Origin of the sequence: Nocardioides sp. IC4_145, from assembly GCF_011250565.1 — a bacterium.
Classification (GTDB): Bacteria; Actinomycetota; Actinomycetes; order Propionibacteriales; family Nocardioidaceae; genus Nocardioides.
Map to the genome: position 1 here is coordinate 13,431 of NZ_JAANMS010000045.1, position 24,607 is coordinate 38,037.

Sequence of the window (24,607 nt, forward strand, 5' to 3'; positions counted from 1 at the left end):
CCGCTCCAGGGCCGGGTACCGCTCGGGCCTCCCCACCCCTGCACCCGGAGGTACCACCCATGGCTCGCAACACCTTGTCCCGCTCGCTCCACGACGTCGGCCTCGCCGCCTGGTTCGGCGGCACGCTCGCCAACGCGGTCGCCCTCAATCCCGCGGCCGCGCAGGCCACCGCGTCCTCCGACGTCGGCGCGGTCGCGAACACCGGCTGGGACCGGTGGACCCCCGTCAACGCCGCCGCCATCGGGGCCCACCTCGCCGGGAGCATCGGCCAGCTCGGCGGCAACAAGGGCCGCATCGCCGCCCAGCAGGGCGTCGGCTCGATGGTCGTGGTGAAGACCGCGTTGACCGCCGCCGCCCTCGGCGTCACGGCGTACTCCCGCGTGCTCGGCAAGAAGGTGTCGCAAGAGACGCAGATGCCGGCGGCCTCGGGCACCGAGCCGGAGTCGGGCACCCCGCCGGAGGTGGCCAAGGCCCAGCAGCAGCTCGCCGCCCTTCAGTGGGTGGTCCCCGCACTGACCGGTGCGCTGGTCGTCGTGAGCTCCTTCGCCGGCGAGCAGCAGCGCTCGACCGAGCAGAAGAAGGGGCTGATGGGCCGGATGGCGCCCTGACGGGCCGTCAGGCCCGGCGCGACTCCAGCACGCGGAACCCCTTGGCCGAGGCCAGCCGCGTCGTCGGGTAGCCCTGCTCCCCCAGCCACCGCTGCAGGGAGTCGGCCCCGAGGTTCTTGCCGACCACCATGACCGCCCGGCCGTCGGGCGCGAGCCGCGGCAGCCAGGTCAGCAGCAGCTCGTGGAGCGCCTGCTTGCCGATGCGGATCGGCGGGTTCGACCAGATCTCGTCGTACGTCGCGTGCGGCTCCACGGCGTCCGGGGTGGCGGCGCGGTAGCGGTCGGCGACGCCGAGGGCCGCGGCGTTCTCGTTGGCGAGGAGGACCGCGCGCTCGTTGACGTCGACGGCGGTGACCGTGGCGTCCGGGGCGCTGACCGCGACCGCGAGACCGATGACGCCGTAGCCGCAGCCGAGGTCGAGCACGCGGCCGCCGGCCGGCGGCTCGGTCTCGCGGAAGAGCACCGCCGTGCCGATGTCGAGCCGCCCCTTGGCGAAGACGCCGGAGCCGCTCACCAGCGACAGCGTCCGGCCCCACACCTCGGCCGTGACCGGCTCCCGCTTGAACGGCACCGACGGGTCGGCGGAGAAGTAGTGGTCCTCGTGCTGGTCGACTCCCTGGTCGTCCCCGCTCATGCCTTGTCCCTCCTCGCCCGGGTCAGCTCGACCCGCGCACCGAGCTCGGCGTCGGGCGGGTAGGCGACCTCCTCGAGGGTCAGCCCGTGCGCGTGCACGACGGCCACGGAGGCGTCGCGCCGCTCCGCGGCCAGGACGTCCCCGGCCCAGGCGACCGCGCGGCGGCCCTCGCCGACGGCGAGCAGGCAGCCGACCAGCGAGCGGACCATGCTGTGGCAGAACGCGTCCGCACGGACGGTCGCCTCGACCACGCCCGACGGCACCCGCCGCCACGACAGCTCCTCCAGCACCCGGATCGTCGTCGCGCCCTCGCGCTGCTTGCAGAAGGACGCGAAGTCGTGCTGGCCCAGCAGCAGCACGGCCGCCTCGTTCATCAGGTCCACGTCGAGCGGGCGCGGCCAGGCCAGCACGTGCCCGCGGGTGAGCGGGTCGACCGCGGCCGGGGTGTCGGCGACCCGATAGGCGTAGCGGCGCCACAGCGCGGAGAAGCGCGCGTCGAACCCGTCCGGCGCTTCGACCGCACGGCGTACCCGCACGTCGGCCGGGAGGATCCCGTTGAGCCGGCGCACCAGCGCCTCCAGCGGCGGGTCCGGCGAGCGCCCGGCGGACCGGGCGAGCGCGTCGGGCTCGACGTCGAAGTGCACGACCTGCCCGCGGGCGTGGACGCCGGTGTCGGTGCGCCCGGCGCAGACCAGGTCGACCGACGGCACCCGCAGCGCGGTCGCCGCCGCCGCGGACAGCTCGCCCTGCACGGTCCGCAGCCCGGGCTGGGCCGCCCAGCCGTGGAAGCCGCCGCCGTCGTAGGCGAGGTCGATCCGGATCCGCACCCGCGCATCCTCTCAGGACACGCGGTGTTCACGTGGGGCGCCTAGCCTGCAGCCATGACCGCTCCGACCCTGGTGCTCGTCTCGGAGACGAACGCGGACTTCCTGCTCGACGAGTTCGGGCGCTACCAGCGCGACTACGACCTGCGCACCGCCACCTCCGCCGACGAGGCCGAGCAGGTGGCCCGCGACGTGCTCGCGCGCGGCGGCCAGGTCGCACTGTTCGTCACCGAGTCGGTGCTGCCCGACTCCGGTGTCCCGGAGGCTTTCGCCCGGTGGCGCAGCGTCGTGCCCACGGCCCGGCGCATCGTCGCCGCCCACCACGACCGCTTCCTGCTCGACGCGCCGGCGTTGCGCCTGGGGCTGGCCAAGGGGAAGTACGACGCCTACCTGCTCATGCCGCGCGGCGTGCGCGACGAGGAGTTCCACGGCGTGGTCTGCGAGCTGCTGTCGGACTGGGGCTCGACCGTGGCCGAGCCGGAGGTCGAGAGCGTCCGGATCGTCTCGCCCGAGGGGGACCCACTGACGCTCGGGCTGCGCGACTTCTTCGACCGGATGGGGCTCCCCAACCGCGTGCACCACCCCGACAGCCCGTCCGGACAGGCGGTGCTCGCCCGGTGGGACGGCCCCGCGACGTACCCACTCGTCGAGGCGCTGGAGCGTCCGCCCGTCGCGCCGCGCAGCGTCCGGGAGGCGGCGGTCGCGGTCTACGGTCGGCCCGACGAGGTGGACGTCGAGACGGTCGTCGACGTCTGCGTCGTCGGCGCCGGCCCGGCTGGGCTCGCCGCCGCCGTGTACGCCGCCTCGGAGGGCCTCTCCACGGTCGTCGTCGAGGTCGAGGCCGTCGGCGGGCAGGCCGGCACGAGCTCGATGATCCGCAACTACCTCGGCTTCCCCCGCGGCATCTCCGGGATGCGCCTGGCCCAACGGGCGCGCAACCAGGCGATCCGGTTCGGCACCCGTTTCTTCACCGGCTGGGAGGTCACGGCGATCGAGCCGCACCCCGCGGGTCACTGTGTGCGCACCGACGGCGGCGACCTGCGGGCGCGGTCGGTCGTGCTGGCTTCGGGCGTGGCCTACCGCAAGCTCGGCGTGCCGGCCGTCGAGGAGCTCGTGGGCCGTGGCGTCTTCTACGGCAGCGCGATGACCGCCGCCCGGGAGATGGAGGGCGCCGACGTCGTCGTCGTCGGCGGCGGGAACTCCGCCGGCCAGGCGGCCATCCACCTCGCGCGGTTCGCACGGTCGGTGACGATCATGGTCCGGCGCGACTCGTTGGAGGCGACCATGTCGGCCTACCTCCTCGGCGAGATCGCCTACAACCCGCGCATCGCCACCGCCACCTGCTGCGAGATCGCCGACGGCGGCGGCGACGGCCACCTGGAGTGGCTGGACGTGCGCGACACCCGCGACGGGTCGGTCACCCGGCGGGCCGTGTCCGGCCTCTTCCTGCTGCTCGGCGCCGACCCGCAGTCGGACTGGCTGCCGCAGGAGGTCGCGCGCGACGCGCGCGGCTTCGTGCTCACCGGCCGGGACGTGCCCCGGGACAGCTGGGTCGACGGCCTCCCGCCGGAGAGCCTGGCCACGACGTTGCCGGGGGTCTTCGCGGCCGGCGACCTCCGCGCCGGGTCGATGAAGCGGGTGGCCGCCGCCAGCGGCGAGGGCGCCTCGGTGGTCCCCCTCGTCCACCAGTGGCTGGCGACCCTGCCCGCGCCGGCAGAGGCCCGCGAGGACCGAGGGTTGATCGTCGGCGTCTAGAGCTCCGAGCGGTACGGCGGGTCCGCGCCCGGCCGCGACACCGTGACCGCCGCGGCCCGGGCGGCGTGCTCGAGCACCTCGGCGACCTCGTCCTCGCCGATCCCCCGGAGCTCCGCGCGCCGCTCGGCACCGAGCCGCCCGCGCTCCCACAACGCGTCGACCAGCGCCGCGCCGAACGTGTCGCCCGCGCCGATCGTGTCCGCGACCTCGACCGGCAGCGACGCCACCTCGACGACGCACCGCTCGCTGGTCCAGCCGGCGCCCTCGCCCCCACGCGTGACCACCACCGCCGCCGGCCCGAGCGCCAGGAGGTGGGCCACGGCCGCGGCCTCCTCCAGGTCCGGCCAGAGCGCGGCCAGGTCCTCGTCGCTGGCCTTCACCAGGTCGGCGAGCGCCACGACCCGCTCGACCTGTGCGACCACCTGCGCGCCCGTGCCGGTCACCGCCGGCCGCGCGTTGACGTCGTACGTCACCGTCGCCCGGTCCCGCAGCCGCCGCAGCAGCGCCACGACGTCCTGGGCGCCGGGGGCGACGACCGCCCCGAGCGAGCAGGTGTGCACGACCAGCGGGGCCGGCTCGTCCGCGACCGGGCCGAGCTCCCAGGCCAGGTCGAAGGTGTACGTCGCCGCGCCGTCGGTCCCGATCGTCGCCAGCGCCGTCGAGGTGTGCGGGACCGTCCTCGGGTCGGTCGCGAGCGCCACACCGGCCGCCCGCAGGTGGGCGTCGACCAGCGCGCCGCGGTCGTCGGCGGCGTACGCCGTCGCGAACCGCACGGGCCGGCCGAGCCGGGCGAGCGCGACCGCGACGTTCGCGGCGCTGCCGCCCGCGTGCTCCCGCGTCGTGCCGTCGGCGGCCCGCACCACGTCGACGAGCGACTCCCCCACGACCAGCACGTCGCGCCCGTCCTGCTCCTCCTGCGCGGCACCCGGCTCCATGCGGCCACCCTAGGGTGTGCCCCATGCAGGTGCAGCCCCTGGACGATGAGGACCCGACGCCGCCGTTCGAGCAGCTGCGGGCGCAGGTCGCCCGCCGCGTGGCGTCCGGCGAACTGCCGGCCGGGACGCGGCTGCCGACGGTGCGCGCGGTCGCCGCCGAGCTGGGGCTCGCGGTGAACACGGTCGCGAAGGCCTACCGCGCCCTGGAGGCCGACGGGGTCGTCGCCACCGAGGGTCGCCGCGGCACGTTCGTCGCGTCGTCGACCAGCACGGGACGCGCGGACGACGCGCTGGAGGGCGCGGCCGCGGCGTACGTCGCCGCCGCCCGCCGGGCCGGGCTCACCCTGCCCGAGGCGATCCGTCGCCTCGAGCGCGGCTGGTAGCGACCGGTCCGGGAACCCGGAGATGACACCGACCCGCCCGGGTGTCCCGGGCGGGTCGGTGGTGGAACGGGTGGCGCTGGGCCTCGATCAGGCCTTCGGCTCGTCCTCGGTGGACTCCGCCTCGGCCTCGGCCTCGGCGGCCTCCTCGGAGACGGGCTCGGTGACCGCGGTCTCCTCCTCGGCGACGACGCTCTCCTCGGGGGACGCCTCCTCGCCGAGCTCGGTCGGGCCGGCCTCGGTGGTCTCCTCGGCGGGAGCCTCCTCGACAGGCGCGGCGGCGGCGGCCGGGGCGGCCGTCGTCTTCGGGGCCGACGGGGTGTAGGCCTCGGTCACGAGCTCGATGACCGCCATGGGGGCGTTGTCGCCCTTGCGGGGGCCGAGCTTGGTGATCCGGGTGTAGCCACCCGGACGCTCCGAGAAGGTCGGCGCGATCTCGGTGAAGAGGGTGTGCACGACGCCCTTGTCGCGGATGGTCTTGAGGACCTCGCGGCGGTTGTGCAGGTCGCCCTTCTTCGCCTTGGTGATCAGCTTCTCGGCGTGGGGGCGCAGGGCGCGGGCCTTGGCCTCGGTGGTGACGATCCGGCCGTGCTCGAAGAGCTGGGTGGCCAGGTTCGCCAGGATGAGGCGCTGGTGGGCCGGGCCGCCGCCGAGGCGGGGACCCTTCGTGGGCTTGGGCATGTCTCTCTCGTTCCTCCCCGGCCGTACCAGGTACCGGGGTAGTAGGCCGGCGGCGGGCGCCGCCGGTCAGTAGGTGTCTCAGGTGGTGCTGCTCGCTCGGTTCAGCCCAGGTAGCGGCCGGAGAGCCGCCAACCGAGCTGTACCGAAGCGAACGTCAACTGCGAGCGCGGCAGCGTGTCGCCCGGCGGCGAAGCCGCGTGGAGCGAAGCTCCACTGGCGACACGCTCGCGCACATCCAGCTCAGTACTGCTCGTCCTCGACGAACGCGTCGTCGTCGTCGTCGCCGTACGCCGCGAGGGCGGCGCTCGGGTCGAAGCCGGGCGCGCTGTCCTTGAGGGACAGGCCCATCTCGACCAGCTTGGCCTTGACCTCGTCGATCGACTTCGCGCCGAAGTTGCGGATGTCGAGCAGGTCCTGCTCCGAGCGGCTGATGAGCTCACCCACGGTGTGGATGCCCTCACGCTTGAGGCAGTTGTAGGACCGGACGGTCAGCTGCAGGTCCTCGACCGGGAGGGCGAGGTCGGCGGCGAGCTGCTCGTCGACGGGCGACGGGCCGATGTCGATGCCCTCCGCCTCGACGTTGAGCTCGCGAGCGAGGCCGAAGAGCTCCACGAGGGTCTTGCCGGCCGAGGCGATCGCGTCGCGGGGACGGATCGACGGCTTGGTCTCGACGTCGATGACGAGCTTGTCGAAGTCGGTGCGCTGCTCGACTCGGGTGGCCTCGACCTTGTAGGTCACCTTCAGCACGGGGCTGTAGATCGAGTCGACCGGCATGCGGCCGATCTCGTTGTCGGCGCCCTTGTTCTGCACGGCGGAGACGTAGCCACGGCCGCGCTCGACGACGAGCTCCATCTCGAGCTTGCCGTTGTCGGACAAGGTGGCGATCTTCAGCTCGGGGTTGTGCACCTCGACACCGGCCGGCGGGGCGATGTCGGCGGCGGTGACGTCACCGGCACCGGACTTGCGCAGGTACATGGTGACGGGCTCGTCGTGCTCGGAGGAGACGACGAGGCCCTTGAGGTTGAGGATGATCTCCGTGACGTCTTCCTTGACGCCCTCGATGGTCGAGAACTCGTGGAGGACGGTGTCGACCTTGATGCTCGTGACCGAGGCACCGGGGATCGAGGACAGGAGGGTACGGCGCAGCGAGTTGCCGAGGGTGTAGCCGAAGCCGGGCTCCAGCGGCTCGATCACGAACCGCGAGCGGAACTCGTCGACGGTCTCTTCCGACAGGGTGGGGCGCTGTGCGATCAGCACTGGTGTTTTCCTTTCCGGGCCCACCCGCTATATGACGGGCCCGAACTGCAGGTTGGCGGAAGGCGGTGGTGCTGCCACGTCCGGAGCCCACCGGATCGGCGGACCCCGGACGAGGGGTGCGAGGGGGCTGCGCCCCCTTGCGTCACTTCTTCGAGTAGTACTCCACGATCAGCTGCTCCTGGACCGGGATGTCGATCTGGGCCCGGACGGGCAGCTGGTGGACGAGGATCCGCATGCGGCTCGGCAGCGCCTCGAGCCAGGCGGGGACGACGCGCTCGCCGTGGGTCTCGCGAGCCACGATGAACGGGGTCATCTCCAGGGACTTCTCGCGGACGTCGATGACGTCGTGCGCGGAGACCTGGTAGGAGGGGATGTCGACCTTCTTGCCGTTGACCTTGAAGTGGCCGTGGACGACCAGCTGGCGGGCGTGGCGGCGGGTCCGGGCGAAGCCCGCGCGGTAGACCACGTTGTCGAGGCGGCACTCCAGCAGCTGGAGCAGGTTGTCGCCGGTCTTGCCGCCGCGACGCGAGGCCTCGGTGTAGTAGTTCGCGAACTGCTTCTCCATCACGCCGTACGTGAAGCGGGCCTTCTGCTTCTCGTGCAGCTGGAGGCGGTACTCGCTCTCCTTGATGCGCGCGCGGCCGTGCTGGCCGGGGGGGTAGGGACGACGCTCGAACGCGCCGTCACCGCCGACGAGGTCGACGCCGAGACGGCGCGACTTCCGGGTCATGGGGCCGGTGTAACGGGCCATTTCTCAAAGTCTCCTGTTCTCAGCGGGCGATCAGACGCGGCGGCGCTTGGGCGGGCGGCAGCCGTTGTGGGGAGCGGGCGTGACGTCCTGGATGGTGCCGACCTCGAGGCCGATCGCACCCAGCGAACGGATCGCCGTCTCGCGGCCCGAGCCCGGGCCCTTCACGAAGACGTCGATCTTCTTCATGCCGTGCTCCATCGCCCGACGACCGGCGGCCTCGGCGGCCATCTGCGCGGCGAACGGGGTGGACTTGCGCGAGCCCTTGAAGCCGACGGTGCCGGCCGAGGCCCACGAGATCACCGCGCCGGTGGGGTCGGTGATCGTGACGATGGTGTTGTTGAACGTGCTCTTGATGTGGGCCTCGCCCTGGGCGACGTTCTTCTTCTCCTTGCGGCGCACCTTCTTGGCGCCGGCCGCGGTGCGGCTCTTGGGAGGCATGCAGTATCTCCTGAGTTAGCTGGTCTGTGAGGGGGAAGGCAGTGCCAACGGCTGGTCGATGCGGTCGCTGTGCGACCGGGTCGGGACCAGTCGGGTCACTTGGCCTTCTTCTTGCCGGCAACCGTGCGCTTGGGACCCTTGCGGGTGCGCGCGTTGGTCTTGGTGCGCTGACCGCGGACCGGGAGGCCCATGCGGTGGCGGCGACCCTGGTAGCTGCCGATCTCGATCTTGCGACGGATGTCCGCCTGGACCTCGCGACGGAGGTCACCCTCGATCTTGAAGTTGGACTCGATCTCGTCGCGGAGCTTGACCAGCTCCTCGTCCCCCAGCTCGTGGACGCGGGTGTTCGGGTTGACCCCGGTGGCCGCGAGCAGCTGCTGGGAGCGGGTACGGCCGATGCCGTAGATGTAGGTGAGTGCGATCTCGATGCGCTTGTCGCGCGGGAGGTCCACACCAACGAGGCGTGCCATGTGGCGTTCCTTTGCAGTTCCGCAGAGGTGTCGGTCGTGTCGCGCCCTGGTCGGTGGACCAGGCTCCGGCCTCTGCACCGGAGGTGGTTGACCTGCCTCGCGGCAGGTGAGCGATCACGTTGTGGTGTTCGGTTGTGCGCGGCCGCAGGCGGCCGGCGGCAGCGGGGAGGAGCGGGTGCTCAGCCCTGGCGCTGCTTGTGGCGAGGGTTCTCGCAGATGACCATGACGCGGCCGTGGCGACGGATCACCTGGCACTTGTCGCAGATCTTCTTGACGCTGGGGTTGACCTTCACGGTTCAGGCCCTTCTGGTGGGTCGGCTGCTCACTTGTAGCGGTAGACGATGCGACCCCGCGTGAGGTCGTACGGCGAGAGCTCCACCACCACGCGGTCCTCGGGGAGGATCCGGATGTAGTGCTGGCGCATCTTGCCGCTGATGTGGGCGAGAACCTTGTGGCCGTTGCTCAGCTCGACGCGGAACATGGCGTTGGGCAGGGCCTCCACGACGGTGCCCTCGATCTCGATCACGCCTTCTTTCTTCGGCATGTCCTCCACAATCTGTTGTCTCGGTCGGTCGTCCACCGTGTCGTGCACCGCTGGCGGCGCGGACCGCCTGCGGGTGGCCCGGGAACCTCCGGCTCGCTGTCGCCAGCGGGCCGGTGGACCTCGTGCAGCCGCCTGTGGCCCTCATCCCGGACGCACGGACGAGCGCTCCGAGGAGCGGGACGCCGTGTGCGCTCGGGCAGCCGCGAGGCGCCACGAAGCAGACCCACGTTGGGCCGACGTTGCAGTCTAGGCGCACCCGCTCCCATAACACGAATCCGTGCCTGGCGCAGCGCGGTCCCCCGGCGTGCCGCCACGGGCGCGGTCAGGAGGCGGCGCGATCCGCGAGCAGCTCGAGGGTGCGCTCGCGCGCCGGGCTCGCGGCCGGGTCGGTGCCGACGTACGCCGCTGCCACCGGTGCCACCATGACCTCGTCGACGCCGTACGTCGCCGCGAGCTCGGCCAGCCGCGCCCGGGACTCCTCGGGCCCGCCGATGATCCACTTCGCGGCCATCTTGTCGACCAGCTCCCGGTGCGCGGCCGGCATCTCGGCCTGGACCTTCTCGGCCTCCTCGACCAGCCGGCCGGGACCGAGCGGCTGGCCCGTGCGCAGCTCGAGCATCATCTGCAGCTGCGGCAGCGCGAGCCGGCGCGCCTCCTCGGCGTCGTCGGCCACGACCGCGTTGACGGTCAGGAACGTCCGCGGCTCCGTCAGCCCGGGGCCACGGTCCGCGGAGGGCCGGAAGCTGCTGCGGTAGAGCTCGAGCGCCTCGGCGGTCCCCTGCCCGGAGAAGTGGTGGGCGAAGACGTAGGGCATGCCCTTCTCTGCGGCCAGGCGGGCGGAGTAGTCCGAGGACCCGAGCAGCCAGATGGTCGGCACGGACGTCGCGGCCGGTGTCGCCCTGAGCGCGTGGGTGCGACCCTGCACCGAGATCCCGACGCCGGCGGTGTCCATCATGGCAAGCACGTTCTCGACGTACTCCGGGAAGCGGGCGACCGCCTCGTCGCTCACCCCGCCGGCCCCGTGTCGCAGCGCCCAGCTGGTCACCGGGTCGGTGCCCGGCGCGCGGCCGATGCCCAGGTCGATGCGGCCGGGGAAGGCAGCCTCCAGCAGCGCGAACTGCTCGGCGACCACCAGCGGCGCATGGTTGGGGAGCATGACCCCGCCCGACCCGACGCGGATCCGCTCGGTCGCCGCGGCCAGCATGCCGATGAGGACCGGCGGGTTGGTCGCCGCGACGGCGGCCATGTTGTGGTGCTCGGCGACCCAGTAGCGGCGGTAGCCGAGCCGGTCGGCCGTCCGCGCCAGCGCCGTGGACGACCGCAGGGCGTCGGTCGTCGTCTGGTCCCCGCGCACCGGGACCAGGTCGAGCACGGACAGGGCGGGGCTGTGGTCGGTCATCCCTCGAGGAACGCCGCCGCGGCCCCGCCCTATTCCGAGCGCCTCAGTCCTTCGGCTTGGGTGCCGGGGTGGTGGAGTCCGTCGCCGCGACCTCGGTCCGCTCGTCGGACCTGGTCTTGGCCAGGCTCGCGAGCGCCGTGACGGCGAGCGTCACCAGGATGACGGCCAGGCTCAGCAGCGTGGGCACCTCCCAGTCCAGCACGCCGCTCTTGTAGAGCGCGTGGATGATCAGCTTCGCGCCGATCCAGGCCAGGATGAACGACAGGCCCAGCGAGAGGTAGACCAGGCGCTGGAGCAGCCCGCCGATGAGGAAGTACAGCTGGCGCAGGCCCATCAGCGCGAAGACGTTCGCGGTGAAGACGAGGTACGGCTCCTGGGTGATGCCGAAGATCGCCGGGATGGAGTCGAGCGCGAACAGCAGGTCGGTGGCACCGAGCGCGATGATGACGATCAGCATCGGCGAGGCGTACCGGACGCCGTTCTCCTTGTAGAACAGCTTGAGGCCGTGCCAATTGTCGCCCACGTTGAGGTGCTTGCGGGAGAACTCGACGACCTTGGAGTCCTCGGGATGCTGCTCCTCGTGCTTGCGGTAGGACCGCAGCAGGTTGACCGCGGTGTAGATGAGGAACGCGCCGAAGACGTAGAAGACCCAGCTGAAGTTCTCGATGAGCGCGTAGCCCAGCGCGATGAAGATGCCGCGGAAGATCAGCGCCAGGATGATGCCCACCATCAGGGCTTCCTGCTGGTACTTCCGGGGCACGGCCAGCGCCGACATCAAGACGATGAACACGAACAGGTTGTCGACCGAGAGGCTCTTCTCGACGATGAAGCCCGTGTAGAAGTCGACGCCGTACTCCTGGCCGTGGAAGCCCCAGGTCCAGATGCCGAAGACCCCGGCCGCGGCCATGTAGATGATGAAGGCGATGGTGCACTCGCGCATCGACGGCACGTGCGGCCGGCGCGCGATGAGGATGACGTCGAAGAGCAGCACCGCGCACGTGACGGTGATCGTGATGCCCCACTCGAGGGCGGAGACTTCCACAGGGTTCCTCCTGGTCAGGCGGATGACGGAGCGTCAGAGGTCTCTTCCGCCGCCGTCGCGACCCACGACCCCGGACCGGTTCTGATCACCGGACGTGCTGACGAGACCGCGGCGAAGGAATACTCCCCCCTGCCGGCACATCTTCGCACGGGCCCGGGCACCCGTTACCCACCAGCGCCGCGGGCGAGCCTGCTCAGGTCGGTCAGCGGCCGCCGAAGGGGACGCCGAGCGCCGTCAGGGCGGCCTCGCCGCCGTCGAGCGCGGTCAGCACCCAGGCGCCGTCCTCGGTCAGCGTGAACGTGTGCTCGAAGTGCGCCGCCCAGCTGCCGTCGTCGGCGACCACGGTCCAGTCGTCATCGAGCGTCGAGACGTCCTTCCCGCCGAGGGTGACCATCGGCTCGACCGCCAGGGCGAGCCCGCGCACCAGCTTGGGCCCGCGACCGGCGCGGCCGTAGTTCGGGACGTCCGGCGGCTGGTGCATCGCCGAGCCGATGCCGTGGCCGGTGTAGTCCTCGAGGATGCCGTAGGACCCCTGGGAGCGGACGTGCCGCTCGACGGCGGCGGAGATGTCGGTGACGCGACCGCCGAGACGAGCGGCGGCGATCCCCCGCCACATCGCCTCCTCGGTCACCCGCATCAGCTCCGTGACCTCGTCGCGCACCGCACCGACCGCGACCGTGATCGCGGCGTCGCCGTGCCAGCCCTGCCCGGAGTCGTCGGGCATGATCGCGCCGCAGTCGATGGAGACGACGTCGCCCTCGGCGAGCACCCGGTCACCCGGGATGCCGTGGACCACCTCGTCGTTGACCGACGCACAGATGGAGCCCGGGAACCCGTGGTAGCCGAGGAACGACGGCGTGGCGCCCGAGGAGCGGATGTTGTCCTCGGCGACGGCGTCCAGCTCGCGGGTGCTCACACCCGCCCGGACGTGCCCGCGCAGCAGCTCGAGGGTCTCCCCCACGACCAGCCCGGCGCGCCGCATCGCCGCGATCTGCTCGGGCGACTTGATCTCGACGCCCCGGTCGCGCAGCCCCATCACCGCAGCCCTCTCAGCCGGTCGCCATCGATGGTCGGTCGCGTCAGGACTGCTGGACGTCGTCGAGCGCGGCGAAGATCCGCGAGGTGACCTCGTCGACCGGGCCCATGCCGTCCACCGAGATCAGGATCCCGCGCTCGCGGTAGACCTCGATCAGCGGCTCGGTCTGCTCGGCGTAGACCTCCTGGCGCCGGCGGATGACGTCCTCGGTGTCGTCGGCGCGGCCCTCGACCTGGGCGCGCTGCAGCAGGCGCTGGACGATCTCGTCGGCGTCGACGGTCAGGCACACGACCGCGTCGAGGGAGTGGCCGGTGAAGGCGATCATCCCGTCGAGCTCCTCGACCTGGGCGAGCGTCCGCGGGTAGCCGTCGAGCAGGAACCCCGGCTTCGCGTCGTCCTCGTCGATGCGGTTGCGCACCATCTTGTTGGTGACCTCGTCGGGGACGTACTCCCCCGCGTCCATGTACCGCTTGGCCTCGATGCCGAGCTCGGTGCCCTCGGAGACGTTCGCGCGGAAGATGTCGCCGGTCGAGATCGCCGGGACGCCGAAGTGCTCGGCGACGAACTTCGCCTGGGTGCCCTTGCCGGCGCCCGGGGGGCCCATCAGGATCAGCCTCAACGGAGGAACCCTTCGTAGTTGCGCTGCTGCAGCTGGCTCTCGATCTGCTTCACCGTGTCCAGGGCGACGCCGACCATGATGAGGATCGACGTGCCGCCGAACGGGAAGTTCTGGTTGGCGTTGATGAGCACCAGGGCGATCAGCGGGATCAGGGAGATCAGGCCCAGGTAGATCGCACCCGGGAACGTGATGCGGGACAGGACGTAGGACAGGTAGTCCTCGGTCGGCTTGCCCGCCCGGATCCCGGGGATGAAGCCGCCGTACTTCTTCATGTTGTCGGCCACCTCGTTGGGGTTGAAGGTGATCGACACGTAGAAGTAGGTGAAGAAGACGATGAGCAGGAAGAACGTCGCCATGTAGAGCGGGTTGTCGCCGGTGACGAAGTACTTGTTGATCCACCGGATGACCGCGGAGTCGGCGTTCTGGTTGAACTGCACCGCCATCGCCGGCAGGTAGAGCAGCGACGAGGCGAAGATGACGGGGATGATGCCGGCCTGGTTGACCTTCAGCGGGATGTAGGTCGAGCTGCCGCCGAACATCTTGCGGCCCACCATCCGGCGGGCGTACTGCACCGGGATCCGGCGCTGCGCCTGCTCGATGAAGATGACCGCGGCGACGATCACGAGACCGACGACCATGACGACGCCGAACATCCACCAGCCCTGCTGCTTCTGGACGTCCCACATGGAGGCCGGGAAGGTCGCGACGACCTGGGTGAAGATGAGGATCGACATGCCGTTGCCGACGCCGCGCTCGGTGATGAGCTCGCCGAGCCACATGATCACCGCGGTGCCCGCGGTCATGGTGACGACGAGGACCAGGAACGTGCCGGTGCCGTTGCTGTGCAGCAGCGGCTCGGTGCAGCCCTGGAGCAGGTTGCCCGAGCGGGCGAGGGCGACGATGCCGGTGGCCTGGAGGACCGCGAGGCCCAGCGTCAGGTACCGGGTGTACTGCGTGATCTTGGTCTGGCCCGCCTGGCCCTCCTTCTTCAGCGCTTCGAGCCGTGGGATGACCACGACGAGCAGCTGCAGGATGATGCTGGCGGTGATGTAGGGCATGATCCCCAGCGCGAAGACCGTCAGCTGGAGGAGCGCCCCGCCGGAGAACAGGTTGATCAGGTTGTAGACGCTGTTGTCCTCGACCTGCGCGATGCAGTTCTGGACGTTGGCGACATTCACACCCGGGGCGGGGATCTGCGACCCCAGCCTGAAGATCGCCACGATCATCAGGACGAAGAGCAGCTTGCGCCGCAGGTCCGGAGTCCGGAATGCGTTCACGAACGCGCTGAGCACGAAGTTCCTCTTTTCCCTGCTGGAGCCGCCTCTCGACGGCCGGCGAGCCCCGGAAGCCTAACAGGCAGGTGACGCCGCCACGGTCCCGGCCGGGGTGCTCGGGACGTGGATGGAGCTGGTGATGCGCGAGAGGGGCGCGGTGCGCATGCTGGACTCAGCAACCGCGCCGCGCCCCTCCCGGGACAACGATCACAGGACGGTGGTGGTGCCGCCTGCAGCCTCGATCTTCTCCTTGGCCGAGGCCGAGAACGCGTTCGCGCTCACGTCGACCTTGACCGAGATGTCGCCCTGGCCGAGGACCTTCACCGGGTGGCCGTCGCGGACGGCGCCACGGGCGACGAGGTCCGCGACGGTGACGGTGCCACCCTCGGGGAACAGCTCGCCCAGCCGGTCGAGGTTCACGACCTGGAACTCCACCTTGAAGGGATTCTTGAAGCCCTTGAGCTTCGGCAGCCGCATGTGCAGCGGCATCTGGCCACCCTCGAAGGCGGAGGGGACCTGGTAGCGAGCCTTGGTGCCCTTGGTACCGCGGCCCGCGGTCTTGCCCTTGGAGCCCTCACCGCGACCCACGCGGGTCTTGGCGGTCTTGGCACCCGGGGCGGGGCGCAGGTGGTGCAGCTTGAGCGTCATGTCAGTCGACCTCCTCGACCGTCACCAGGTGACGGACGGTGTGGACCATGCCGCGGATCTCCGGGCGGTCCTCCTTGACGACCACGTCGCCGATCCGCTTGAGACCGAGCGTGCGCAGGGTCTCGCGCTGGTTGGCCTTGCAGCCGATCGTGGACTTCTTCTGCTGGACCTTCAGCTGCGCCATCAGGAGGACACCTCCTCGGAGACACCCGCGGGGATCTCCATGCGCGCCTTGAGGAGCGCCGCCGGGGCGACGTCCTCGACCGGCAGGCCACGACGCGCGGCGACAGCCTCGGGCTGCTCCAGCATCTTCAGGGCCTCGACCGTCGCGTGGACGATGTTGATCTGGTTCGACGACCCGAGCGACTTGCTCAGGATGTCGTGGATGCCGGCGGCCTCGAGGACCGCACGCACCGGGCCACCGGCGATGACGCCGGTACCGGGCGCGGCCGGACGCAGCATGACGACGCCGGCCGCCTTCTCGCCCTGGACGGGGTGAGGGATCGTGCCCTGGATGCGGGGGACGCGGAAGAAGTGCTTCTTCGCCTCCTCGACACCCTTGGCGATCGCCGCAGGCACCTCCTTGGCCTTCCCGTAGCCGACACCGACCATGCCCTCGCCGTCACCGACGATGACCAGGGCGGTGAAGCTGAAGCGACGACCACCCTTCACGACCTTGGCGACACGGTTGATCGCAACGACGCGCTCGATGTAGGCGGTCTTGTCAGCAGCCTGGCCACCGCGACGGTCGTCGCGGTTGCCTCGGCGCTCGCCACCGCGCTGACTGCGCTGGGCTCCGCTCATGAGACTTTCCTCTTTCCTTGCACTTCGGGGGTCCACGGGGGCGCCCCCCGTGTGTTTGCGATCAGAAGGTCAGGCCGCCCTCACGGGCGCCGTCCGCCAGGGCCGCGACGCGACCGTGGTACTTGTTGCCGGCGCGGTCGAAGACGACCCCGTCGATCCCGGCCGCCTTGGCCCGCTCGGCGACGAGCTCGCCGACGCGCTTGGCCTTGGCGGTCTTGTCACCGTCGAAGCCCCGCAGGTCCGACTCCATGGAGGAGGCGTACGCGAGGGTCTTGCCGACGTTGTCGTCGACGACCTGCACGGTGATGTGCTTGCTCGAACGGGTGACGACCAGGCGGGGACGCTCGGCGGAGCCGGCGACCTTCTTCCGGCCGCGGACCTGGCGACGCAGGCGCGACTTGACCCGGGCAGCGGTGTGCTTGTTGTTCTTGAGCGAGATGGCCATGGTCACTTACCAGCCTTTCCGACCTTGCGGCGGATCTGCTCGCCGGCGTAACGGACGCCCTTGCCCTTGTAGGGCTCGGGCTTGCGCAGCTTGCGGATCTTCGCGGCGGTCTCGCCGACGAGCTGCTTGTCGATGCCCTGGACACCGAGCTTGGTCGGACCCTCGACGGTGAACGTGATGCCCTCGGGGGCGTCGAACACGATCGAGTGCGAGTAGCCGAGCTGGAACTCCAGCTGCGTGGGGCCCTTGGACAGGACGCGGTAACCGACGCCCACGATCTCGAGCTTCTTCTCGTAGCCCTCGGTGACACCGACGACCATGTTGTTGACCAGGGTGCGGGTCAGGCCGTGCAGGGACTTGCTGATGCGCTCGTCGTCGGGGCGCTTGACGTCGAGGACGCCCTCGCCCTGCTCGACGGTGATCGGCGCGGCGACGGTGTGGGTCAGGGTGCCCTTGGGGCCCTTGACCGTCACCACCGGGCCGTCGATCGCCACGTCGACGCCGGACGGGACCGCGACGGGGAGCTTGCCAATACGCGACATGCTTCTAGTTCTCCTTCGCTGATCTCGTCGTCACCAGACGTAGGCGAGGACTTCCCCACCCACGCCCTTCTGGTTGGCCTGGCGGTCGGTCAGCAGGCCCTGGCTCGTCGAGATGATCGCGACGCCCAGGCCGCCGAGCACCTTCGGGAGACCCGTGTGCTTGGCGTAGACCCGGAGGCCGGGCTTGCTGATGCGGCGGACGCCCGCGATGGAGCGCTCGCGGTTGCGGCCGTACTTGAGGGTGATGGTCAGCGTCTTGCCGACCTCGCCCTCGGTCGGCTCCTTCACCTCGAAGGAGGTGATGTAACCCTCCTGCTGGAGGATCTCCGCGACGCCCTGCTTGAGCTTGCTGTACGGCATGGAAACCGCGTCGTGGTACGCCTGGTTGGCGTTGCGCAGACGAGTGAGCATGTCTGCGATGGGGTCAGTCATCGTCATGGCCGTGAGGCCCTTTCTCCACCGTGGTTTCGCACCTGCATCTCAGGTGCGACCTGCAGCGATCGTTGTCGGGGGTTGATTACCAGGAGGACTTGGTCACGCCGGGCAGCTCGCCGCGGTGCGCCATCTCCCGCAGGCAGATGCGGCAGAGGCCGAACTTGCGGTAGACGGCCTTGGGCCGGCCGCAGCGCTGGCAGCGGGTATAGCCGCGGACCGCGAACTTCGGCTTGCGCGCGGCCTTGACCTTGAGAGCGGTCTTCGCCATGTCAGTTCTCCTTGAACGGGAAGCCGAGCTGCTTGAGCAGCGCCCGACCCTGGTCGTCGTTGGTGGCCGTGGTCACGATCGTGATGTCCATGCCCCGCGACCGGTCGATCCGGTCCTGGTCGATCTCGTGGAACATGACCTGCTCGGTCAGACCGAAGGTGTAGTTGCCACGGCCGTCGAACTGCTTGGGCGAGAGGCCGCGGAAGTCGCGGATGCGCGGCAGCGCGATCGACAGCAGGCGGTCCAGGAACTCCCACATCCGGTCGCCGCGCAGCGTGGTGTGCGCACCGATCGGCATGCCCTCGCGCAGCTTGAACTGGGCGATGGACTTGCGGGCCTTGGTCACCAGCGGCTTCTGGCCGGTGATCGCGGTGAGGTCGCGGACAGCGCCCTCGATCAGCTTGGAGTCGCGAGCAGCCTCGCCGACACCCATGTTGACCACGATCTTCACGAGACCGGGGACCTGCATGACGTTGCCGATCTCGAACTCGCTCTGCAGCGCCGGGAGGATCTCCTCGCGGTACCGCGTCTTCAGCCGCGGGGTGGCGGCGGCGGAGGTCTGGGTCTCGGTCATCAGATTTCCTTGCCGGTCTTGCGCGAGATGCGGACGCTGCGCTCGGCCTCGTACGTCGAGCCGTCGGGGCGGCGCTTGGTGACCTCGTCGCGGCGGAAGCCGACGCGGGTCACGCCGTCGTCCTCAACGAGCATCACGTTGGAGACGTGGATGGGGGCCTCGGCGGTGATGATCCCGCCGGTGCTGTTGGTGCCACCGGTGTTGACGGCCTTGGTGTGCCGCTTGATCCGGTTGACGCCCTCGACGATCACCCGGTCCTCCTCACGGAGCACCTGGATGACCTTGCCCTCGGCACCCTTGTCCTTGCCGGCGATCACCTTGACGGTGTCGCCCTTCTTGATGTTCATGTTCTTCGCCATGGCTCAGAGCACCTCCGGCGCGAGCGAGATGATCTTCATGAACTTCTTCTCGCGCAGCTCGCGGCCCACGGGGCCGAAGATTCGGGTGCCTCGCGGCTCGCCGTCGTTCTTGAGGATCACGGCGGCGTTCTCGTCGAAGCGGATGTACGAGCCGTCGGCACGGCGGCGCTCCTTGACGGTGCGCACGACGACGGCCTTGACGACGTCACCCTTCTTGACGTTGCCACCGGGGATCGCGTCCTTCACGGTGGCGACGATGACGTCGCCGATACCGGCGTAGCGCCGACCCGAGCCACCGAGAACACGGATGCAGAGAATCTCCTTCGCACCGGTGTTGTCGGCGACCTTGAGTCGCGACTCCTGCTGGATCATCAGTCTCTCCTGGTTGTCGTGCCGGTTCTCGACGACTCACGGTCGACGAGCCTGGCCGAACTTGTCGTGGACCTCCCGCCGGTGGGCGGTGAGGGTGTTACTTGGCCTTCTCGAGGATCTGGACGACGCGCCAGCGCTTGGTCGCCGACAGCGGCCGGGTCTCCATGAGGAGCACGCGGTCACCGATGCCGCACTCGTTGGCCTCGTCGTGCGCCTTGAGCTTGCTCGTGCGGCGCATGACCTTGCCGTACAGCGCGTGCTTGACGCGGTCCTCGACGGACACGACCACGGTCTTGTCCATCTTGTCGCTGACGACCAGGCCCTCGCGGACCTTGCGGGAGCTGCGCTCCGCGGTCGGGGTCTGCTCGCTCATGCGGCACCATCCTCGTTGTCGGTCCCGGGAGCCGTGCGGATGCCGAGCTCGCGCTCGCGCACCACCGTGTAGATCCGGGCGATGTCCTTCTTGACCGTGCGGAGCCGGCCGTGGCTCTCCAGCTGGCCGGTGGCCGCCTGGAAACGGAGGTTGAACAGCTCCTCCTTGGCCTCGCGCAGCTTCGCCTCGAGGTCGACGTCGTTGAGCTCGTCGAGCTCGTGGGCCTTGGTGCTGTTGGCCATCAGAATTCACCCGCCTCTCGCGAGATGAACCGGCACTTCATCGGGAGCTTGTGCATCGCGCGGCGCATGGCCTCGCGAGCGACGTCCTCGGTGACACCGGAGAGTTCGAACATGACGCGGCCGGGCTTGACGTTCGCCACCCACCACTCGGGGGAGCCCTTGCCGGAACCCATGCGGGTCTCGGCCGGCTTCTTGGTCAGCGGACGGTCGGGGTAGATGTTGATCCACACCTTGCCGCCACGCTTGATGTGGCGCGTCATCGCGATACGCGCCGACTCGATCTGGCGGTTGGTCACGTAGTGACCCTCGATCGCCTGGATGCCGAACTCACCGAACGCGAGCGTGGTGCCACCCTTGGCCATACCGGTCCGCTTGGGGTGGTGCTGCTTGCGGTGCTTGACACGACGGGGCATCAGCATGAGGTCAGCCCTCCTGGGTCTCGGCCGGGGTCGTGGCCTGGGCGGTGTCGCCGCCGGCCGGCGCCTCGGTCACGGCCGGGGCGTCGCCGCCACGGTCGGAACGGGTGGGACGGTCGCCGCGCGAGCCACGGCTCGGGCGCTCGCCGCCACGGGTCGGACGGCCACCGCGGCCGGGGACACCGGCGCGCGCAGCGGCCTGGGCCTGGCGCTCGGCACGGGTGCCGGCGACCTCGCCCTTGTAGATCCAGACCTTCACGCCGATGCGGCCGAAGGTCGTGCGTGCCTCGTAGAAGCCGTAGTCGATGTCCGCGCGCAGGGTGTGCAGCGGGACGCGACCCTCGCGGTAGAACTCCGTGCGCGACATCTCGGCGCCGTTGAGGCGGCCCGAGCACTGGATCCGGATGCCCTTGGCACCCGAGCGCATCGTCGTCTGCATCGCCTTGCGCATCGCGCGGCGGAACTGCACACGGCCGGAGAGCTGCTCGGCGACGCCCTGGGCGACCAGCTGCGCGTCGACCTCGGGGCTCTTGACCTCGAGGATGTTGAGCTGCACCTGCTTGCCGGTCAGCTTCTCGAGCTCACCGCGGATGCGGTCGGCCTCGGCGCCACGGCGGCCGATGACGATGCCGGGACGCGCGGTGTGGATGTCCACCCGGACGCGGTCACGCGTGCGCTCGATCTCGACCTTGGAGATGCCGGCCCGCTCCATGCCCTTGGAGAGCAGCTTGCGGATCGCGACGTCCTCGCCGACGTAGGACTTGTACAGCTTGTCGGCGTACCACCGCGACTTGTGGTCGGTGGAGATGCCGAGGCGGAAGCCGTTCGGGTTGATCTTCTGGCCCATCAGGCACTCTTTCCGTTCTTCCGGGCGGTCTTCTTCTCCGCGACCACGGCAGCCGGCTGGACGACCAGCGTGATGTGGCTCGTGCGCTTGTTGATGCGCGTCGCACGACCCTGGGCGCGGGGGCGCCACCGCTTCATCGTCGGACCCTCGTCGACCAGGGCGACCGAGACGACCAGGTCGGCCCGGTCGAGGCCCTCGGTGGTCTCGGCGTTCGCGATGGCGCTCTCGAGGACCTTGTAGACGGTCTCGGACGCCGCCTGCGGGGCGAACTGGAGCAGGGCGAGGGCGTCGTCGACGGCCATGCCGCGGACCATGTCCACGACGCGGCGGGCCTTCATCGGCGTGATCCGCGTGAAGCGGGCGCTCGCGAAGGCGCCGGGCTGGTCGCCGAGGAGCGACTCGCGGCGCGCGCTCGTGCGCTGACGTTCGGTGACACTCATCGACGGCGTCCCTTCCGGTCTTCCTTGACGTGCCCGCGGTAGGTGCGGGTGGGGGCGAACTCGCCGAGCTTGTGGCCGACCATCGAGTCGGTCACGAAGACCGGCACGTGCTTGCGGCCGTCGTGGACGGCGATCGTGTGGCCGATCATCGCCGGGACGATCATCGAGCGGCGCGACCAGGTCTTGATGACGTTGTGGGTGCCCTTGTCGTTCTCGGCGTCCACCTTCTTCATCAGGTGGTCGTCGACGAAGGGGCCCTTCTTCAGGCTGCGAGGCATGTCAGTTACTTCCTACCCTTGCCGGACTTGCGGCGACGAATGATCTGGGAGTCGGAGGCCTTGCGCTTGCGCGTGCGGCCCTCGGGCTTGCCCCAGGGGGACACCGGGTGACGACCACCCGAGGTCTTGCCCTCGCCACCACCGTGCGGGTGGTCGACCGGGTTCATGACGACACCGCGGACGGTCGGGCGCTTGCCCTTCCAGCGCATGCGGCCGGCCTTGCCCCAGTTGATGTTCGACTGCTCGGCGTTGCCGACCTCGCCGACCGTGGCGCGGCAGCGCACGTCGACGAAGCGCATCTCGCCCGAGGGCATGCGCAGCGTGGCGCGGCTGCCCTCACGGGCGACCAGCTGGGCACTGTTGCCGGCGGAGCGGGCGATCTTCGCGCCGCCGCCGGGCCGCAGCTCCACGCAGTGGATGGTCGAGCCGACCGGGATGTTGCGCAGCGGCAGGTTGTTGCCGGGCTTGATGTCGGCGTTCGGGCCGGACTCGACCGCGGTGCCCTGCGTCAGGCCCTTCGGCGCGATGATGTAGCGCTTCTCGCCGTCGGCGTAGTGCAGCAGCGCGATGCGCGCGGTGCGGTTGGGGTCGTACTCGATGTGCGCGACCTTGGCCGGCACGCCGTCCTTGTCGTAGCGACGGAAGTCGATGATCCGGTAGGCACGCTTGTGCCCGCCGCCCTGGTGCCGGGTGGTGATCCGGCCCTGGTTGTTGCGGCCGCCCTTCTTGGGCAGCGGCCGCGTCAGCGACTTCTCCGGCGTGGTCCGGGTGATCTCGACGAAGTCGGCGACCGACGAGCCACGACGGCCCGGGGTGGTCGGCTTGTACTTGCGGATAGCCATTTAGCTCAGTCCTCTAGTCCTGGGTGCCCGGTCAGGAGACCGGACCTCCGAAGATGTCGATGCGGTGGCCCTCGGCGAGGCTGACGATCGCGCGCTTGGTGTCCTTGCGCTTGCCGGTGCCCGTGCGGGTGCGGCGCGTCTTGCCGGGGCGGTTGATCGTGTTCACGGAGGTGACCTTGACGCCGAAGATCTTCTCGACCGCGATCTTGATCTCGGTCTTGTTGGCGTCCGGGCGCACCAGGAACGTGTACTTGTTCGCGTCGAGGAGCCCGTAGCTCTTCTCCGAGACGACCGGCGCGAGCAGCACGTCGCGGTGGTCCTTGTGCAGGGTGCTCACTGGGAGGCCTCCTCGTTCTGCGCGTCGACGGCCGGGGCCTCGACGATGGTCGCCTTGCGCTCGGAGGCGCGGGCGGCACCGGTGACGAACGCGTCGTACGCGCCCTGGGTGAAGACCACGTCGTCGGAGGCCAGCACGTCGTAGGTGTTGAGCTGGTCGACGGCGACGATGTGCACCTCGGGGGCGTTGCGCAGCGACAGCCAGGTGACGGTGTCGGTGCGCTCGAGCACCACGAGGAAGCGGGTGCGGTCGGCGAGGCCGGTCAGCGCGGCGATCGCGGCCTTGGTGGAGGGCGTGGTGCCCTCGACCAGGCCGTCGACCACGTGGATGCGGCCGTTGCGCGCCCGGTCGGAGAGGGCACCGCGCAGCGCGGCGGCCTTCATCTTCTTGGGGGTGCGCTGGTCGTAGCTGCGCGGCTGCGGGCCGTGGACGGTGCCACCGCCGGCGAACTGCGGAGCGCGGGTCGAGCCCTGGCGGGCGCGGCCGGTGCCCTTCTGCTTGTAGGGCTTGCGACCACCACCGCGGACCTCGCCGCGGGTCTTGGTGGCGTGCGTGCCCTGACGGGCAGCGGCCTGCTGGGCGACGACGACCTGGTGGATCAGCGGGACGTTGACGGCAACGTCGAAGATCTCGGCAGGAAGGTCGACCTTGACGGTCTTGGCGGGCATGCTCACGCCTCCTTGCCAGTAGAAACGGTGCTCTTGGCAGCCGAGCGGACGACCACGAGGCCGCCCTTCGGGCCGGGGACGGCGCCCTTGAGCAGGATCAGGCCCTTCTCGGCGTCGACCGCGTGGACGGTCATGCCCTGGGTCGTGACGGTGTCGTTGCCCATCCGGCCCGACATCCGCGTGCCCTTGAAGACGTGGCCCGGCGTGGCGCAGGCGCCGATGGAGCCCGGCTTGCGGTGGTTGCGGTGGGCACCGTGCGAGGCGGAGACACCGGAGAAGCCGTGCCGCTTCATCGTTCCGGCGAAGCCCTTGCCCTTGCTGGTGCCCGTCACGTCGACCTCGTCGCCGGCGGCGAAGGTGTCGACGGAGAGCTCCTGGCCCACGGTGTACGACGTGGCGTCGGCCGTGCGGATCTCCAGCAGGTGGCGGCGGGGCGTCGTGCCGGCCTTGGCGAAGTGCCCGGCCTGCGGCTTGGTGACCTTGCGGCCCTCGATCTCGCCGAACCCGACCTGGACGGCGTTGTAGCCGTCGGTCTCGGGCGTGCGGACCTGGGTGACGACGTTGGTGGTCGCGGCGACCACGGTCACGGGGACGATGCGGTTGTTCTCGTCCCAGACCTGGGTCATGCCGAGCTTGGTGCCCAGCAGGCCCTTCACGTTGCGTTCGATAGTCATCTCGTCAGACCTCAGAGCTTGATCTCGATGTCGACGCCGGCCGGGAGGTCGAGGCGCATGAGCGAGTCGACGGTCTTCGGCGTGGGGTCGATGATGTCGATGAGGCGCTTGTGGGTGCGCATCTCGAAGTGCTCGCGGGAGTCCTTGTACTTGTGCGGCGAGCGGATGACGACGAAGACGTTCTTCTCCGTCGGCAGCGGCACCGGGCCGGCCACGCGGGCGCCCGTGCGGGTCACCGTGTCCACGATCTTCCGCGCCGAGGTGTCGATCACCTCGTGGTCATAGGCCTTGAGCCTGATGCGGATCTTCTGTCCCGCCATAGGTCTCTCTCGTCCTTACTTCTCATCTGCCGCGTGCATGTCCCGGGACGTCCCCCGGTTTGGGTCGGTCCCGCCC

At 70.2% G+C, this 24,607-nt stretch carries 39 protein-coding genes; 3 read left to right on the top strand and 36 right to left on the bottom strand.

The genetic code is table 11. The annotated features are described in order from the left end of the window. Positions 1-59 precede the first annotated feature (59 nt). Positions 60-608: a hypothetical protein gene (locus tag G6553_RS16865; protein ID WP_166195632.1), complete on the top strand. Its 549-nt coding sequence runs from the start codon at positions 60-62 to the stop codon at positions 606-608. Positions 609-615: 7 nt separating this feature from the next. Here G6553_RS16865 and G6553_RS16870 read toward each other — a convergent pair whose 3' ends face one another. Both G6553_RS16870 and truA read right to left on the bottom strand, forming a co-directional pair. Next, positions 616-1,242, bottom strand: a complete 627-nt coding sequence (locus G6553_RS16870; RefSeq protein WP_166195635.1) for a methyltransferase — start codon at positions 1,240-1,242, stop codon at positions 616-618. Continuing rightward, positions 1,239-2,069: a tRNA pseudouridine(38-40) synthase TruA gene (truA, locus tag G6553_RS16875; RefSeq protein ID WP_166195638.1), complete on the bottom strand. Its 831-nt coding sequence runs from the start codon at positions 2,067-2,069 to the stop codon at positions 1,239-1,241. The genes G6553_RS16870 and truA overlap by 4 nt, the downstream gene beginning before the upstream one ends. 54 nt (positions 2,070-2,123) lie before the next feature. Here truA and G6553_RS16880 point away from each other — a divergent pair, with 54 nt between their 5' ends. After that, complete coding sequence (locus tag G6553_RS16880; protein WP_166195641.1) at positions 2,124-3,821, top strand: FAD-dependent oxidoreductase; 1,698 nt, start codon at positions 2,124-2,126, stop codon at positions 3,819-3,821. Here the strand turns inward: G6553_RS16880 and G6553_RS16885 are convergent. Further along, entirely contained in the window at positions 3,818-4,756 is a 939-nt protein-coding gene (locus G6553_RS16885; protein WP_207619920.1) for a PfkB family carbohydrate kinase, read from the bottom strand. The two genes, G6553_RS16880 and G6553_RS16885, sit on opposite strands and share 4 nt — an antisense overlap. Positions 4,757-4,779: 23 nt before the next feature. Here G6553_RS16885 and G6553_RS16890 point away from each other — a divergent pair, with 23 nt between their 5' ends. After that, positions 4,780-5,139 (top strand): GntR family transcriptional regulator, encoded by a 360-nt coding sequence (locus G6553_RS16890; RefSeq protein ID WP_166195644.1) that lies wholly within the window; start codon positions 4,780-4,782, stop codon positions 5,137-5,139. Positions 5,140-5,226: 87 nt separating this feature from the next. On the opposite strand, the gene rplQ is transcribed toward G6553_RS16890, so the two are convergent. The 33 genes from rplQ to rpsJ all read right to left on the bottom strand — a co-directional run bounded on the left by rplQ (position 5,227) and on the right by rpsJ (position 24,531). Then, on the bottom strand, positions 5,227-5,817 hold the full coding sequence (gene rplQ / locus G6553_RS16895) for a 50S ribosomal protein L17 (protein ID WP_166195647.1): 591 nt from the start codon (positions 5,815-5,817) through the stop codon (positions 5,227-5,229). A gap of 240 nt (positions 5,818-6,057) precedes the next feature. Next, a complete protein-coding gene (locus G6553_RS16900; RefSeq protein WP_166195649.1) occupies positions 6,058-7,074 on the bottom strand; it encodes a DNA-directed RNA polymerase subunit alpha in 1,017 nt (338 codons plus the stop codon). A gap of 142 nt (positions 7,075-7,216) precedes the next feature. Continuing rightward, a complete protein-coding gene (gene rpsD / locus G6553_RS16905; protein ID WP_166195651.1) occupies positions 7,217-7,825 on the bottom strand; it encodes a 30S ribosomal protein S4 in 609 nt (202 codons plus the stop codon). Positions 7,826-7,855: 30 nt separating this feature from the next. Then, the gene (rpsK, locus tag G6553_RS16910) at positions 7,856-8,263 is read right to left on the bottom strand and encodes a 30S ribosomal protein S11 (RefSeq protein ID WP_166195653.1); all 408 of its coding nucleotides are present in this window, start codon (positions 8,261-8,263) and stop codon (positions 7,856-7,858) included. A 95-nt stretch (positions 8,264-8,358) separates the two neighbouring features. Next, the gene (gene rpsM, locus G6553_RS16915) at positions 8,359-8,733 is read right to left on the bottom strand and encodes a 30S ribosomal protein S13 (protein ID WP_154615534.1); all 375 of its coding nucleotides are present in this window, start codon (positions 8,731-8,733) and stop codon (positions 8,359-8,361) included. Between the two features lie 179 nt (positions 8,734-8,912). Continuing rightward, entirely contained in the window at positions 8,913-9,026 is a 114-nt protein-coding gene (gene rpmJ, locus G6553_RS16920) for a 50S ribosomal protein L36 (protein ID WP_056862094.1), read from the bottom strand. 29 nt (positions 9,027-9,055) lie between these two features. Further along, positions 9,056-9,277, bottom strand: a complete 222-nt coding sequence (infA, locus tag G6553_RS16925) for a translation initiation factor IF-1 (protein WP_011757309.1) — start codon at positions 9,275-9,277, stop codon at positions 9,056-9,058. A gap of 322 nt (positions 9,278-9,599) precedes the next feature. Beyond that, complete coding sequence (locus G6553_RS16930) at positions 9,600-10,676, bottom strand: LLM class flavin-dependent oxidoreductase (RefSeq protein ID WP_166195655.1); 1,077 nt, start codon at positions 10,674-10,676, stop codon at positions 9,600-9,602. A 43-nt stretch (positions 10,677-10,719) separates the two neighbouring features. After that, positions 10,720-11,718 (bottom strand): TerC family protein, encoded by a 999-nt coding sequence (locus tag G6553_RS16935; protein WP_166195657.1) that lies wholly within the window; start codon positions 11,716-11,718, stop codon positions 10,720-10,722. Positions 11,719-11,920: 202 nt separating this feature from the next. Continuing rightward, a complete protein-coding gene (gene map / locus G6553_RS16940; protein ID WP_347565777.1) occupies positions 11,921-12,757 on the bottom strand; it encodes a type I methionyl aminopeptidase in 837 nt (278 codons plus the stop codon). Positions 12,758-12,797: 40 nt separating this feature from the next. Beyond that, complete coding sequence (locus tag G6553_RS16945; RefSeq protein WP_166195661.1) at positions 12,798-13,373, bottom strand: adenylate kinase; 576 nt, start codon at positions 13,371-13,373, stop codon at positions 12,798-12,800. After that, positions 13,370-14,665: a preprotein translocase subunit SecY gene (gene secY, locus G6553_RS16950; protein ID WP_166195663.1), complete on the bottom strand. Its 1,296-nt coding sequence runs from the start codon at positions 14,663-14,665 to the stop codon at positions 13,370-13,372. Before secY ends, G6553_RS16945 begins: the two co-directional genes overlap by 4 nt. Before the next feature lie 189 nt (positions 14,666-14,854). After that, positions 14,855-15,295 carry a 50S ribosomal protein L15 gene (rplO, locus tag G6553_RS16955; protein ID WP_166195664.1) on the bottom strand — a complete coding sequence of 147 codons (441 nt, stop codon included), beginning with the start codon at positions 15,293-15,295 and terminating at the stop codon, positions 14,855-14,857. Between the two features lies 1 nt (position 15,296). Then, positions 15,297-15,479 carry a 50S ribosomal protein L30 gene (gene rpmD, locus G6553_RS16960; protein ID WP_165228353.1) on the bottom strand — a complete coding sequence of 61 codons (183 nt, stop codon included), beginning with the start codon at positions 15,477-15,479 and terminating at the stop codon, positions 15,297-15,299. Next, positions 15,479-16,099 (bottom strand): 30S ribosomal protein S5, encoded by a 621-nt coding sequence (gene rpsE / locus G6553_RS16965; protein ID WP_166195666.1) that lies wholly within the window; start codon positions 16,097-16,099, stop codon positions 15,479-15,481. The genes rpmD and rpsE overlap by 1 nt, the downstream gene beginning before the upstream one ends. 61 nt (positions 16,100-16,160) lie before the next feature. Further along, a complete protein-coding gene (rplR, locus tag G6553_RS16970) occupies positions 16,161-16,544 on the bottom strand; it encodes a 50S ribosomal protein L18 (RefSeq protein WP_166195694.1) in 384 nt (127 codons plus the stop codon). 2 nt (positions 16,545-16,546) lie between these two features. Next, positions 16,547-17,086 (bottom strand): 50S ribosomal protein L6, encoded by a 540-nt coding sequence (gene rplF, locus G6553_RS16975; protein WP_166195668.1) that lies wholly within the window; start codon positions 17,084-17,086, stop codon positions 16,547-16,549. 30 nt (positions 17,087-17,116) lie between these two features. Next, positions 17,117-17,524 (bottom strand): 30S ribosomal protein S8, encoded by a 408-nt coding sequence (gene rpsH / locus G6553_RS16980; protein ID WP_166195670.1) that lies wholly within the window; start codon positions 17,522-17,524, stop codon positions 17,117-17,119. Between the two features lie 79 nt (positions 17,525-17,603). Next, a complete protein-coding gene (locus G6553_RS16985) occupies positions 17,604-17,789 on the bottom strand; it encodes a type Z 30S ribosomal protein S14 (RefSeq protein ID WP_011757321.1) in 186 nt (61 codons plus the stop codon). A gap of 1 nt (position 17,790) precedes the next feature. Continuing rightward, on the bottom strand, positions 17,791-18,363 hold the full coding sequence (gene rplE / locus G6553_RS16990; protein ID WP_166195672.1) for a 50S ribosomal protein L5: 573 nt from the start codon (positions 18,361-18,363) through the stop codon (positions 17,791-17,793). Next, complete coding sequence (gene rplX, locus G6553_RS16995; RefSeq protein WP_242680588.1) at positions 18,363-18,722, bottom strand: 50S ribosomal protein L24; 360 nt, start codon at positions 18,720-18,722, stop codon at positions 18,363-18,365. Before rplX ends, rplE begins: the two co-directional genes overlap by 1 nt. A 3-nt stretch (positions 18,723-18,725) precedes the next feature. Then, complete coding sequence (rplN, locus tag G6553_RS17000; protein ID WP_116570784.1) at positions 18,726-19,094, bottom strand: 50S ribosomal protein L14; 369 nt, start codon at positions 19,092-19,094, stop codon at positions 18,726-18,728. Positions 19,095-19,191: 97 nt separating this feature from the next. Then, positions 19,192-19,467 (bottom strand): 30S ribosomal protein S17, encoded by a 276-nt coding sequence (gene rpsQ / locus G6553_RS17005; protein ID WP_166195674.1) that lies wholly within the window; start codon positions 19,465-19,467, stop codon positions 19,192-19,194. Next, positions 19,464-19,709: a 50S ribosomal protein L29 gene (gene rpmC, locus G6553_RS17010; RefSeq protein WP_154615509.1), complete on the bottom strand. Its 246-nt coding sequence runs from the start codon at positions 19,707-19,709 to the stop codon at positions 19,464-19,466. The genes rpsQ and rpmC overlap by 4 nt, the downstream gene beginning before the upstream one ends. Next, on the bottom strand, positions 19,709-20,128 hold the full coding sequence (rplP, locus tag G6553_RS17015; RefSeq protein ID WP_166195676.1) for a 50S ribosomal protein L16: 420 nt from the start codon (positions 20,126-20,128) through the stop codon (positions 19,709-19,711). The genes rpmC and rplP overlap by 1 nt, the downstream gene beginning before the upstream one ends. Before the next feature lie 4 nt (positions 20,129-20,132). Then, on the bottom strand, positions 20,133-20,972 hold the full coding sequence (gene rpsC / locus G6553_RS17020; protein ID WP_166195678.1) for a 30S ribosomal protein S3: 840 nt from the start codon (positions 20,970-20,972) through the stop codon (positions 20,133-20,135). Next, positions 20,972-21,412, bottom strand: coding sequence for a 50S ribosomal protein L22 (rplV, locus tag G6553_RS17025; RefSeq protein WP_166195680.1), 441 nt, complete (start codon positions 21,410-21,412; stop codon positions 20,972-20,974). Before rplV ends, rpsC begins: the two co-directional genes overlap by 1 nt. Beyond that, a complete protein-coding gene (gene rpsS / locus G6553_RS17030; protein ID WP_154615500.1) occupies positions 21,409-21,690 on the bottom strand; it encodes a 30S ribosomal protein S19 in 282 nt (93 codons plus the stop codon). Before rpsS ends, rplV begins: the two co-directional genes overlap by 4 nt. 5 nt (positions 21,691-21,695) lie before the next feature. Next, positions 21,696-22,532 carry a 50S ribosomal protein L2 gene (gene rplB / locus G6553_RS17035; protein ID WP_166195682.1) on the bottom strand — a complete coding sequence of 279 codons (837 nt, stop codon included), beginning with the start codon at positions 22,530-22,532 and terminating at the stop codon, positions 21,696-21,698. Positions 22,533-22,563: 31 nt separating this feature from the next. Then, the gene (gene rplW, locus G6553_RS17040) at positions 22,564-22,869 is read right to left on the bottom strand and encodes a 50S ribosomal protein L23 (protein WP_166195684.1); all 306 of its coding nucleotides are present in this window, start codon (positions 22,867-22,869) and stop codon (positions 22,564-22,566) included. Continuing rightward, complete coding sequence (gene rplD / locus G6553_RS17045; RefSeq protein ID WP_166195686.1) at positions 22,866-23,537, bottom strand: 50S ribosomal protein L4; 672 nt, start codon at positions 23,535-23,537, stop codon at positions 22,866-22,868. Before rplD ends, rplW begins: the two co-directional genes overlap by 4 nt. A gap of 2 nt (positions 23,538-23,539) precedes the next feature. Then, positions 23,540-24,211 (bottom strand): 50S ribosomal protein L3, encoded by a 672-nt coding sequence (rplC, locus tag G6553_RS17050; RefSeq protein ID WP_166195688.1) that lies wholly within the window; start codon positions 24,209-24,211, stop codon positions 23,540-23,542. Between the two features lie 11 nt (positions 24,212-24,222). After that, positions 24,223-24,531, bottom strand: a complete 309-nt coding sequence (gene rpsJ, locus G6553_RS17055) for a 30S ribosomal protein S10 (RefSeq protein WP_154615492.1) — start codon at positions 24,529-24,531, stop codon at positions 24,223-24,225. Between the last annotated feature and the right edge of the window lie 76 nt (positions 24,532-24,607).